General features: G+C 41.3%; 11 protein-coding genes. 7 read left to right on the top strand and 4 right to left on the bottom strand.

Annotated elements, in window-relative coordinates; translation table 11 throughout:
- Positions 1-62: 62 nt before the first annotated feature.
- A complete protein-coding gene (locus CHB71_RS00105) occupies positions 63-350 on the top strand; it encodes a hypothetical protein (protein WP_144017271.1) in 288 nt (95 codons plus the stop codon).
- 53 nt (positions 351-403) lie between these two features.
- The gene (locus CHB71_RS00110) at positions 404-1990 is read left to right on the top strand and encodes a SulP family inorganic anion transporter (protein ID WP_089354846.1); all 1587 of its coding nucleotides are present in this window, start codon (positions 404-406) and stop codon (positions 1988-1990) included.
- Between the two features lie 50 nt (positions 1991-2040).
- On the opposite strand, the gene CHB71_RS00115 is transcribed toward CHB71_RS00110, so the two are convergent.
- A complete protein-coding gene (locus tag CHB71_RS00115; RefSeq protein ID WP_089355585.1) occupies positions 2041-3066 on the bottom strand; it encodes an RluA family pseudouridine synthase in 1026 nt (341 codons plus the stop codon).
- Between the two features lie 17 nt (positions 3067-3083).
- Between CHB71_RS00115 and CHB71_RS00120 the strand changes: the two genes are divergently transcribed.
- The 3 genes from CHB71_RS00120 to CHB71_RS00130 are packed head-to-tail and all read left to right on the top strand — an operon-like array spanning position 3084 to position 7161.
- On the top strand, positions 3084-3983 hold the full coding sequence (locus CHB71_RS00120; RefSeq protein WP_089354847.1) for a 1-aminocyclopropane-1-carboxylate deaminase/D-cysteine desulfhydrase: 900 nt from the start codon (positions 3084-3086) through the stop codon (positions 3981-3983).
- Positions 3984-4011: 28 nt separating this feature from the next.
- Positions 4012-5613, top strand: a complete 1602-nt coding sequence (locus CHB71_RS00125; RefSeq protein WP_144017272.1) for a hypothetical protein — start codon at positions 4012-4014, stop codon at positions 5611-5613.
- The gene (locus CHB71_RS00130; RefSeq protein WP_089354849.1) at positions 5614-7161 is read left to right on the top strand and encodes a DUF5723 family protein; all 1548 of its coding nucleotides are present in this window, start codon (positions 5614-5616) and stop codon (positions 7159-7161) included.
- A gap of 1 nt (position 7162) precedes the next feature.
- On the opposite strand, the gene CHB71_RS00135 is transcribed toward CHB71_RS00130, so the two are convergent.
- The 3 genes from CHB71_RS00135 to radA are packed head-to-tail and all read right to left on the bottom strand — an operon-like array spanning position 7163 to position 9879.
- Positions 7163-7885 (bottom strand): class I SAM-dependent methyltransferase, encoded by a 723-nt coding sequence (locus CHB71_RS00135; protein WP_262485917.1) that lies wholly within the window; start codon positions 7883-7885, stop codon positions 7163-7165.
- The gene (locus tag CHB71_RS00140) at positions 7872-8516 is read right to left on the bottom strand and encodes an adenine nucleotide alpha hydrolase family protein (RefSeq protein ID WP_179213263.1); all 645 of its coding nucleotides are present in this window, start codon (positions 8514-8516) and stop codon (positions 7872-7874) included. The genes CHB71_RS00135 and CHB71_RS00140 overlap by 14 nt, the downstream gene beginning before the upstream one ends.
- A gap of 7 nt (positions 8517-8523) precedes the next feature.
- Positions 8524-9879: a DNA repair protein RadA gene (radA, locus tag CHB71_RS00145; RefSeq protein ID WP_089354852.1), complete on the bottom strand. Its 1356-nt coding sequence runs from the start codon at positions 9877-9879 to the stop codon at positions 8524-8526.
- Positions 9880-9931: 52 nt separating this feature from the next.
- On the opposite strand from radA, the gene glyA reads away from it, so the two are divergent.
- Positions 9932-11206, top strand: a complete 1275-nt coding sequence (glyA, locus tag CHB71_RS00150; RefSeq protein ID WP_089354853.1) for a serine hydroxymethyltransferase — start codon at positions 9932-9934, stop codon at positions 11204-11206.
- A 2-nt stretch (positions 11207-11208) separates the two neighbouring features.
- Complete coding sequence (tatC, locus tag CHB71_RS00155; protein ID WP_089354854.1) at positions 11209-12030, top strand: twin-arginine translocase subunit TatC; 822 nt, start codon at positions 11209-11211, stop codon at positions 12028-12030.
- The last annotated feature ends 1 nt before the right edge of the window (position 12031 follow it).

The following is a 12031-nucleotide window of genomic DNA, read 5'->3' on the forward strand; positions in this document are numbered from 1 at the left end:
AGCTTTGCGTAAGTGTTTTTCACGATTGAAACAATCCGTAAGAATTGGTTGTTAAAACGTCCATGCGAAATCTTTTCATCATCCGAATATTATCCGTCTTGCTATGTTTTGCCATGGCAGCAGAAATAAGCACCTGCTTTCATTATGGTGACGTCATTTCTGTGGAGATAGATTCTGAAATGGAGCATGAAGAAAGCAGTGAAAAGGAAAAAGAAAAAACAACTGGTGGAAGTCATTCGCCACTAGAATCTTACGTGGATATTTCGCTCGACAAGTGGGAGACATACACTGATCCATATTGGAATTCTCCATCCATAGACTTTCATACACCTCCTCCTGAGTTATCCTGAGTAATCACCCTACACACTAATTGAAACTCATCGATAACTAACTAAAAAAGATAATGGACTCTCATAAAACCAGTATTTTCAAAAATTTTAAATCAGACATTCCTGCCAGTATTGTCGTCTTTTTGGTGGCAGTACCCCTATGTCTAGGGATCGCCCTTGCTTCTGGCGCACCGCTTTTTTCCGGGATCATCTCAGGGATTGTTGGTGGTATAATCGTAGGGCTAATAAGTGGCTCATCCGTTGGGGTTAGTGGCCCGGCAGCCGGACTCGCAGTAATCGTGTTGGCCGGTATTCAAGATCTGGAATCATTTCCTGTTTTCCTTGCCGCAGTTGTTGTGAGTGGAATCATTCAGATACTGCTTGGTATCGCAAAAGCGGGAATTATCGGCTATTATTTCCCTTCATCGGTGATCAAAGGCATGTTGTCTGCAATAGGAATCATTATTTTCCTTAAGCAAATTCCCCATGCTTTCGGCTATGATGCTGACCCGGAAGGAGATTTGGAGTTTGTGCAGCCGGACGGTGAAAACACATTCTCTGAGTTAATCACCATGCTTGATTTCATTCAGGAAGGAGCTGTAATCATCTTTGCTATATCTATGGCGGTTCTTATCCTGTGGGAACGACCTTTCATGAAACGCATTAAAATATTTCAAGTAATCCAGGGACCACTTATTGTGGTTACTGCAGGGATTATAATTAACCAATTGTTTGCAGGATCATCACTCTACATTGATGAAACTCATATGGTGAGCTTGCCTGTCGCTGGTACTTTTATGGATTTTATAAATCAGTTTACGTTCTTTGATCCAGCCGCAATGCTCAGAAAAGATGTGCTTATCCTTGGTGCAACGATCGCTGTGGTAGGCTCGTTAGAAACGCTACTTTGTGTTGAAGCGACAGATAAGCTGGATCCGCAAAAGCGTATCACTCCTACAAATAGAGAGTTGGTTGCGCAAGGAACTGGAAATATTATCTCAGGCATGATCGGAGGACTTCCAATTACTCAGGTAATTGTTCGTAGTTCCGCCAATATTCAGTCCGGTGGTAAAACGAAGTTATCTCCTATTTTCCACGGGGTGTTACTTTTGATTTCTGCGATTTTTATTCCAAATATCCTTAACCTGATCCCACTTTCCAGCCTTGCAGCTATTCTGATTGTGGTTGGATACAAGTTGGCCAAGCCTTCACTTTTCAAAAAGATGTATGCTGCAGGCCGTTCAGAGTTTATCCCTTTCATGGTAACCATCCTTGGAATCATTTTCACGGATCTGCTTATCGGTATCATTATGGGACTTGTAGTTGGTATTTTCCATATTCTCTACAATAATTTCAGAAAACCATATGTAGTGAAGACGTTACAGGAAAATGGTGAAACAAAATTGAGACTTGAGCTTTCAGAGAACCTAACGTTTCTTAACAAAGCAAGTATCATTGAGACGGTTTCTCACCTGCCGGATGATTCGGATATTACGATCGATGCATCGCGCTCACATTTTATCCACCCGGATATCATGGAAATTTTTGATGACTTCAGGCAAAATGCAGAATACCGAAACATCAAGCTCGAGATCATTGGCTTGGATAAAGAGCATGCAAACCCCATGAGAGAACTCAAAGAAGTCACTCGAAAATTCTAAAGCTGTTCATAAGTTAGAAATATAAAGGTCTTCAGAAATGGAGACCTTTTTTATTCCACATGGTCAATGTAATTCTTCCATTTTTCCAGAACAGATGTGAAGTCCTCTGGCAATTCTGAATCCACAAACACCTCTTTCTTTGTGATGGGATGTATGAATCCAAGTGTTTTAGCATGCAGTGCCTGCCTGGGTATCAGCTTAAAACAATTTTGGACAAACTGTTTGTATTTAGTGAAAACCGTTCCTTTAAGCACTTCATCACCTCCATAGGTAGCATCATTGAATAGCGGATGACCAAGGTATTTCATGTGCGCCCGTATCTGATGGGTCCGACCTGTCTCAAGATTGCATTTAACTAGTGAGACGTATCGCAGATCTTCTAAAACCTCATAGTGCGTGACTGCATTCCTGCCAAAATCACCTTCCGGAAATGCTGCAGTGATCCTTCGGTCTTTCAAGCTTCTTCCGACATGCACATCAATGGTACCTTTCGGTTCCTCCGGCACACCCCACACCAACGCATAATAGGTTCGCTCGATGCTATGATCAAAAAATTGTTTCGCCAGGCCATTCATGGCTTTTTCTGTTTTGGCAATCACCAATAGCCCAGAAGTATCCTTGTCAATGCGGTGGACAAGCCCAGGCCTCCCGTCATTACCTTTCATTTCCGGCAAATTTTGAAAATGGTAAGCCAGTGCATTCACCAATGTCCCTGACCAGTTTTGATAAGCAGGATGAACAACCATTCCAGCAGGTTTATTCACAATCAATAGATGGTCATCTTCAAACACAATATCTAAAGGAATATCTTCAGGAACCAACTCTTCATCTCTGGGTGGTTCAGGTAGCATGACGGAAATTTCATCCCCTGGATGCACCTTATAGTTTGGCTTTACAGATTCACCGTTCACTTTCACAAACCCGTCCTTAATGCCAGCCTGTACTTTATTTCTTGTGACATTAGGTAGGCGATCCATCAAAAACTTATCGATACGCAGCAGGTCCTGCCCGGCATCCACTTTTATGTGATGATGTTCGTATAAGTCTCCTTCTAATTCTGCAGGTTCATCCGTCATGGCTGTAAATTTAAGCGATGGTAAACCTTCCAACACCACTACAAGAGATCAATCACCCACTTTTGGATGAAAAGAAGGTGCAACTTTTCGTGAAACGAGACGACCTGATCCACCCTGAAATCATGGGGAATAAGTGGCGGAAGTTGAAATACAACCTGGCTGCCATGCAGAAAACAGGTATAAAATCGTTGGTAACGATGGGTGGCGCCTATAGCAATCATATTGCTGCTACTGCTGCAATGGCTTATGAAAATAAATTAGAAGCAATAGGTATTATTCGTGGCGATGAACTGACCAAAGACAGCAACCCAACATTGTCAAAGGCTCATGAGAAAGGGATGGTTTTGAAGTTTGTTGATCGAACGATCTATCGTCAGTATAGAGACAACCCTCATTTGGTGCAAAATGAATATCCTACCCATTATTTCCTGCCTGAAGGCGGTACCAATGATGATGCCATACGTGGTACTGGACAAATAATCCCAGAAATCAAGGAGTCATTTGACATAATTGTTACACCAGTAGGTACAGGTGGTACATTCGCTGGGTTACTTGCTTCTTGTAGCTCTAAGCAAAAGGTCATTGGAGTAAGTACTTTGAAAGGGAAGTTTATTCATGATGAAATGGGATCACTATTAAATACACATCAAATTTCAGGTCCTTATGAAATAATTGACAACTATCATTTTGGCGGTTATGGTAAGGTAAACAGCGTTTTGATCGATTTTATCAACTGGTTCAAAGAAAACTTTAATATCCCACTGGATCCTATTTATACAGGAAAGTCCTTTTTTACCGTTTGGGATATGATTAAAACTGATAAATTTGAAAAAAATCTTAAAATAGTCCTATTACATACAGGTGGTTTGCAAGGTATTGAAGGCTTTAATCGAAAATTGGAAAATATTATTCAATAAGACTTAATTTTAGATCAACTTGTCAGCGGTGAAAAAATTTGTGTTCATAGTTATCTCCGCATCTTTATTAGGCTCATGCAATGTAGATGATATTGTATTTGATGATATAAAGGTGCCAACGCTTACTCCTGTGTTTAGCTTTCCACTGGGAGAGACTACCTATGTCATGCGTGACATTTTAGGAAAGCAAACGGGCGACTCACTAAACCTTCAGGAAGACAGCACTTCGTTGCTGACGCTATTATATTATGATACAATATCATATGGTGCTTCAAACGACTTTGTTCAGATCAATGATATTGTAGAAAATGGAGCAGCCTCTGCTCCTGTATCTCCTGCCGGATCCGCGAGAACCGTACCAATAAACCAATCTTTTGATCTTGCCTATAGCCCGCAGGGTGATGAGCTGCTGGATTCGGTCTTTTATGAGACAGGGAATCTTACAATGACTACAACCTCCACCCTTTCAGGTACACTAAACTATTCATACACCATTTCAAACACCTCCACGGTAGACACCAACACTCCAGTAGTTTTAAGTGGCTCCATTAATGGAATCGGAACAGACACCCAATCACAAGATTTATCTAATTATAAAACGAAGCTAACCGGCGGTTCTAACACATTTTCTGTCATACTTGAGGCAACAGTGGATTTAGCCGCTACAGATGAACTGACGGGGAATGAACAAATCACATTCGACCTAGTATATGGCAACCAGACATTCAGTCTTATTTACGGAAAATTTGGTCAGGACTTTATTCAAGTTGGTAACCAATCAATAGACCTGGATTTTTTCAGCCAGGCAGCTCGTGAAGGAATCACTTTCGGGAATCCGAAAATGACATTTGATTTCACAAACTCTTTTGGCATTCCGGTAGAAGCAGACTTTTCGGGATTGGTTGGTGATGATGGAAGCGGAGGGAATCAGATAGCATTGAAAGGTGACATAGTAAACAACCCACCATTAATTGAAGGGTCTGATGTCAACTCACCAACTCCGACTACACAAGGCGAAGCGGCACAATCAACAATCGAGATAAATCGATCTAACTCAAACATTGTAGCATTACTTGGATCAAACCCGAGCCGCTTAACTTTTGGTGTTGCAGGGACTTCTAATCCAACAGATCCAACACAGCTAAACTATTTGCAGCCAGAAAGTCAGATCAATACAAATGTTGCAATAGAAATTCCAATGGAGGTGCAGCTTGACAACTTAACTGAAACTGGCTCATTTGATCTGGGGAATGGAATTGACTTAAGCGATGTTGATTCTGCATTTATTCGTATAGTTACCATTAATGAGCTCCCTTTCTCCGGTATTGTTGATCTGGAGGTTCAGGATGAAGACAGTACTACCCTATACTCAATTGCGGATAACCTTGTCCTCAGCGCCCCATTTATTAACGTAAATGGAGAAGTAACCGATCCTAATGGAAATACTACAGACATCCCAATTTCGCCGGAAGGAATAGATGCATTTGCCAATGGATCACATATTCTGATAACACTTAGACTGAGTACTCCTCAAAGTCAGACTTCCAGAGAAATTTACGTTAAGATCTTGGCTGATTATACACTAACATTGAAGGTTGGTTTAGGAGGAAAACTAAAAGTTGATCTGTAAATGAAAAAGATTTCAGTAACCATATTGCTGCTTATCACCTTTTTCATTGCTCATGGACAAACTAGTCTGTCTTTTCAGCATTTAGGGAATGCTACTTTTCAAAATAATTTAATCAACCCATCACTCATTCCTGAGGGGAAGTTCTTTCTCGGATTACCTGTACTGTCAGGCATTCATGTGAATGTAAATAATAAACTAAGCTACAACCAGATGTTCAGAAATGAAGGCGGGCAAACCACGGTTGATATCAATAAAATTTTAAATAGTCTGCAAAGGCAGAATATGGTGAGCTCCAGGGTTCATGCAAACATTCTTCATATAGGATACAGAACCAACGTGGGTCCAATGCTTAGTTTTACAGTGAATGAGCGTATCGAAGCTGATTTTCTTTATCCAAAAGAACTTTTCGAGTATGTCATAACTGAAGGTAATAATGCGTTTCTCAATGATAAAGTAAAGTTTTCTAATATAGGAGCGGTGGCCACCCATTACAGAGAGTTTGGGCTGGGGCTGGCAGCACCTGTGAATGATCAATTAACCATAGGTATTAGAGGTAAATATCTTATTGGCTTTGCTAATGCCAGCACTCCTTCGAATTTTAAAGCAACGATTGAATCCGATGGAGAGGCATTTCAAGTTAGTGCAGACTGGAAAAATACTGCGTTAAGAACTTCCGGTTTTGACATCTACAGCGGTGATGAAGGAGACCTTGAATCTCACCTGGTTATGAATGGAAACAAAGGTTTTGCTGTTGATCTTGGAGGGACTTATCATCTGAATAGATACTATACCATAACGGGTTCAATTGTTGATATAGGATTCATCAACTGGAAAGAAGATATCGAAAATCATTCGCTAAACGACACAACATTTACTTACAATGGTGTTGATCTGGATAACTTTGACGATATCGATCAAACCCTTGAAGATTCCCTCTTTAGTAAATTTGAAACAACAGAAAATAGTAACCCTTACAGAAGCTGGCTACCAGTGACCGCTCATGGAAGCTGGATTTATCATTACAGTCCACAAATGGACTTTTATGTGACCGCTGGATCACGTCTAATCCAGCGTCAGTTGAAAATGTTATACGGCGGAGGAGTTACCTACAAGTTTGGCAGAGCTTTTACTGCCTCGGCAAGCGCTACCAAGCTGCCTCAGCAATTTTTCAATATAGGAGCCGCACTAACTGCTAAAGGCGGTCCGGTCCAAATGTATATTGCGGCTGATCAAATCATCAACTTCTCTGCTCCGGATGCTAAAGCCTTTGATTTTAGGTTTGGGATGAGTTTTAATTTTGGCGAGCGCCGGGTGAAACAGGAAGCCAGTGGGCTATCCAGAGCACCTATCCAGGGTGCAAAAGGTATAAACACTAATGTATTCCTTGGTAAAAAGGTAAAAACCAAGAAAAGAGATGGTATATACTCCATCATCAAGCGTCAGAAACGAAGAGACGTGAGAAATAAACGAACACAGCGAGATAATACCGTCAACAAAAAGAGCATCAACGGCAGAACGGGCAAAAAGAATGTAGACGATAACGAATAAACTACTTCTGACAGATAAGAAAAGTTAATCCCCAACTTACTGAAAACCCATTTTCTTCTTTGACTCCTAAATTTTTTAAAGCTTTCAATAACTCCCGGTCAGTTGGATTAAGGTCCAGACAAAAAAGTAACCTAAAGTAATCCATGGCCTCATTGGCATTTGCAAAGCGCCATGCATAAACCTCCTCTTGCTTATCTACTCTGAATCCTGATTGTCGCAATTCAATGATATCTGATTCTTTAAGAAATTTCCCCTGATGCCCCATACTGTTCCAACTATCAAGAAACCCATTTAGAAAGTATTCCAACTTACTCCCCGATGCAACATCACCTATGATCAATTGACCTCCTGGTTTAAGTACCCGATACATTTCTGAATAGAAAGCTTCTCTTTCTGAAATATGATGTAATGCCGCAAGACTCACTACTTCATCAACAGAGTTTTTCTCAAGGTCAATTGAAGCCTCTTTGCACTTTCTTATTCCTGTATGGTTATCATCAAATTCTCCGGAAAAATCATATCCCAGATAGTGAACGTTCTTATTTAATAAGTAGCTAGCTAAATACCCACCACCTGCAGGAATGTCCAGAACAGCGCTGTTTGGTTTTAGAATTAGTTTTCTGACGGCAGTCTTAAACTCCTCATCCCGGGCATGCGGATACTTTTCCATGGCGAGCTGGTAAGATTTACCGCGTCTATTGAAAATTTGCTCATAATTCTGCACTTGAGAACTTCTTTACATCATTACAGGTATGACATTTACCACAAGATTGAGCTTTATCTCCTATATAAATTGGAGTTCTACACCACCAGGTATTTTTTCTCACATCAGCAGGCAACATCTCCCAAACTTCTTGTTTTGTGAATTCTACTACCGGAAATATATATGTGGGAGCCTCGGATTTTTCCAGAGCCAGAACGCTTTTGAATATCGCTTGAGCTCGTTTCATTCTGGCCATGAAATTTTCTCCTCCTGACTCTACGTCTGTTTTAGTTCTTCCCATAGCAACCGATTTTACATCCTTACGCGCTGTACAAATATTCCCGGCCATGAATGCACATACATCCATATCAAAAGGAAATCTATTGGCTTTTAAAGGTGCAAAACCAGTAGTATTGAAAGTGCTCTCAGTGACCAAAAAGGGCCGCTCTGTGTTCTCTTTATAGTAGCTAAGTATGGTCTTAACAGCCATAGCCTCTGCTCTTGCTCGGTTTTCTCTGTTGAAGATGTGGATGTGATGAACGATTAGCGGGTGGTCTTTATATTTTTCATCTGTAATAAGTTGATGAAGGACGCCTGTGGAATCTATCCCGCCTGAAAACATGCACAGTATTGTTGGCTTTTTTTCTTCCATGACCATCTCAAAATAGTTGTCCAAAAGCCTCACTCAACTTTGAGAAAGACCTGACTTTGATTTTAAACTGACCAATATCTTTTGCTTTAAGGTTATGCTTAGAAATGTAAATCTCTTTAAACCCTAACTTTTGAGCTTCGTTAATTCGATTCTCAATCCTACTCACCGGACGAATCTCGCCTCCTAATCCTATTTCAGCTGCAAAGCACACATCGTCACCCATTGGAACATCTTCAAAGGAGCTAAAAATGGCAGAGCAAATTGCCATATCGAGTGCCGTATCCTGCACCTTCAACCCACCAGCAATATTCAAAAAAACATCCTGAGTGCTTAATCGAATGCCCAGCCGCTTTTCCATTACTGCAAGTAGCATAGTCATTCGTTTATAATCATACCCGGTTGTGCTGCGCTGTGGATTACCGTAGCTTGTTGGGCTTACCAAGGCCTGTGTTTCCAGAATGAGTGGCCTATTCCCTTCAACTGTTACACCAAGACTAATTCCACTAAGACCAGGCTCTCGAGGTGAAATCAGCACCTCAGATGGATTTGTAACTTCCCTCAAACCATTCACATTCATTTCAAACATGCCCAGCTCAGAGGTAGAACCAAATCGATTTTTTACGGTACGGAGAATGCGATAAGTTAAGTGACGATCGCCCTCAAATTGTAACACCGTATCCACCATGTGTTCTAAAACTTTAGGACCGGCAATTGCTCCATCTTTATTCACATGCCCTATCAAAAAGACCGGAACACCTTTTTGCTTGGCAAATTTCATCAGCTGGCCTGTGCATTCTTTAACCTGTGAAATTGATCCGATCGCTGCTTCTATACGATCTGAATGAAGGGTCTGTATAGAATCAATGATTATAATGTCCGGCCCCATATCATCAGCCTGCCGGATCACTTCTGACAAACTTGTTTCAGCATAAAGAAAACATTGATCCGAAGTGGTTCCTATTCTATCCGCTCGCATCTTTATCTGCTCAGCACTCTCCTCTCCTGACACGTAGAGTATCTTTTTGTTGAGCTTAATAGCCATCTGAAGCATGATAGTGGATTTTCCAATGCCTGGCTCCCCACCAACAAGAACAAGTGATCCATCCACAATACCACCCCCGAGGACCCTGTCCAGCTCGCGGATACCAGTGCTGGTTCTCTCCTTAGTTCCTCCACTCCCAGTCTCTTTTATATTGATAGGTTTAGACTTCTCAGAAGTAAACGCTGCAGCCGATGCAGTTGATTTTGATACAACCTCCTCTACATATGTATTCCATTCGCCACAAGAAGGACACTTCCCTACCCACTTGGCTGACTCAGTGCCACAGGATTGACAAAAAAAGACTGTTTTAGTTTTGGCCATTTTAGCTTGCGATAAAAGCTAAGATATAAACTGTCTCATATACTTTTGCCAAATGCAAAAAGATCAGAAAGTTTTCGACCTAATAAAGGCTGAAGAGAAGAGACAGATCGAGGGAATAGAGCTGATAGCCTCAGAAAATATTGTTTCTCCCCAGGTGCAGGAAGCCGCCGGCAGTGTGCTCACCAATAAGTACGCTGAAGGATTGCCTGGCAAGCGATACTATGGTGGTTGTGAAGTAGTTGATGAAATTGAAGATTTGGCAAGGGAGCGCGCCAAAGAATTGTACGGAGCAACCTGGGCCAATGTGCAACCACACTCCGGAGCACAGGCAAATGCCGCGGTAATGCTCGCATGCCTAAACGCAGGTGATGAAATACTTGGGTTTGACCTCTCACATGGTGGACACCTCACACATGGCTCTGCTGTCAACTTTTCAGGGAAACTTTATAAACCCAATTTCTATGGAGTAGATAAAGAAAGTGGTTTAATTGACTATGATCACCTTGAAAAAGTAGCCAAAGAAAAGAAACCCAAAATGATCATAGCGGGTGCTTCTGCATACAGCCGCGATTGGGATTATGCTAGATTCAGAGAGGTTGCAGACGAAGTTGGAGCTATTTTACTCGCAGATGTATCTCATCCTTCAGGTATGATAGCGAGGGGTTTACTCAACGATCCGCTTGAATATTGTCACGTAGTAACAACCACTACTCACAAAACTCTGAGAGGCCCCAGGGGGGGGATGATCCTTGTGCGTGACGACATTGAAAACCCGTGGGGAATCACAACTCCAAAAGGAGTAGTTAGAAAGCTAAGCTCCCTGTTAGATTCGGGAGTGTTCCCCGGCACACAGGGTGGACCGCTTGAGCATATTATTGCCGCTAAGGCAGTGGCCTTTGGCGAAGCGCTATCAGATGAGTACATGGATTACCTACTCAGGGTAAAGAAAAATGCAGCTGTCATGGCTGATGCTTTTGTAAATAAAGGATACAATGTGATCTCGGGCGGCACAGATAATCACCTAATGTTGATTGACCTTAGAACGAAGGATATCACAGGGAAAGATGCTGAAAATGCGCTTATAAAAGCAGACATTACTGTAAACAAAAACATGGTACCTTTTGATGATAAGAGTCCGTTTGTCACTTCAGGGATGCGAATTGGAACACCAGCGGTAACAACACGTGGCATGATGGAATCTGACATGGTTAAGATTGTAGAATTGATAGACGCTGTAATCACCAATAAAGACGATGACAAAAAAATCGCTGAGATAAAAAGTCAGGTCAATAAATGGATGTCTGAATTTCCATTATTTAAGGGTTAAATATGCCACTTGATCAGATGTCGGATGAAAAGGAGATGTCCTTCCTCGATCACCTCGAGGAATTAAGGTGGCATATCATCCGTTCACTGATTGCAATCATTATAGTAGCAATTGCAGCATTTATTGCCAAAGATTTTGTTGTCGGTACAGTCATTTTAGGACCGTCACGAACAGATTTCTGGACCTATCAAAAGCTATGTCAGCTGGCTGAGCTTATTAACACTCCTGCTCTTTGCATAGATACTTTGTCATTTGAATTGGTGAGCCGAAAATTGAGCAGCCAGTTTATGACTCATGTGTCGGTTTCTTTCATCGTTGGCCTGGTGGTAGGGTTCCCATATTTGTTTTGGGAAATATGGCGATTTATAAAGCCTGGGTTAAGACCTCAGGAAAGAAGAGCCTCAAGAGGAGCTACATTCTCAGTAAGCATACTTTTTGCAATGGGGGTAATGTTTGGCTACTTTTTAATAGCACCTATTTCAGTTCGATTTTTTTCCACATATCAGGTAGACCCATCTTTACAAAACTTATTTGACCTCTCTTCATATATCAGTACTGTCACCATGATCGTATTTGGATGTGGTGTTCTCTTTCAGCTTCCAGTTATTGTTTATTTTCTTACCAAAGCAGGCATTGTGAGCTCATCACTTATGAAAGCTTATAGAAAACATGCAATCATTGTAATTTTGGTACTCGGAGCTATTGTAACGCCTCCTGATCCATTTAGTCAGATTTTAATTGCGTTACCGCTTATGATGCTATACCAAATGAGTATAGTAATAGCCAAACGAATAGAAAGAAGAGAAGCCAGACAAAAAACATAGA

Source organism: Ekhidna lutea, from assembly GCF_900188325.1.
Lineage (GTDB): Bacteria > Bacteroidota > Bacteroidia > Cytophagales > Cyclobacteriaceae > Ekhidna > Ekhidna lutea.

Excerpts from the sequence above, each read along its gene's own strand:
- CHB71_RS00105 (WP_144017271.1), top strand. The coding sequence starts at position 63 with ATGCGAAATCTTTTCATCATCCGAATATTATCCGTCTTGCTATGTTTT.
- CHB71_RS00110 (WP_089354846.1), top strand. The coding sequence starts at position 404 with ATGGACTCTCATAAAACCAGTATTTTCAAAAATTTTAAATCAGACATT.
- CHB71_RS00115 (WP_089355585.1), bottom strand. The coding sequence starts at position 3,066 with ATGACGGATGAACCTGCAGAATTAGAAGGAGACTTATACGAACATCAT.
- CHB71_RS00120 (WP_089354847.1), top strand. The coding sequence starts at position 3,084 with ATGGTAAACCTTCCAACACCACTACAAGAGATCAATCACCCACTTTTG.
- CHB71_RS00130 (WP_089354849.1), top strand. The coding sequence starts at position 5,614 with ATGAAAAAGATTTCAGTAACCATATTGCTGCTTATCACCTTTTTCATT.
- CHB71_RS00140 (WP_179213263.1), bottom strand. The coding sequence starts at position 8,516 with ATGGAAGAAAAAAAGCCAACAATACTGTGCATGTTTTCAGGCGGGATA.
- radA (WP_089354852.1), bottom strand. The coding sequence starts at position 9,879 with ATGGCCAAAACTAAAACAGTCTTTTTTTGTCAATCCTGTGGCACTGAG.
- glyA (WP_089354853.1), top strand. The coding sequence starts at position 9,932 with ATGCAAAAAGATCAGAAAGTTTTCGACCTAATAAAGGCTGAAGAGAAG.
- tatC (WP_089354854.1), top strand. The coding sequence starts at position 11,209 with ATGCCACTTGATCAGATGTCGGATGAAAAGGAGATGTCCTTCCTCGAT.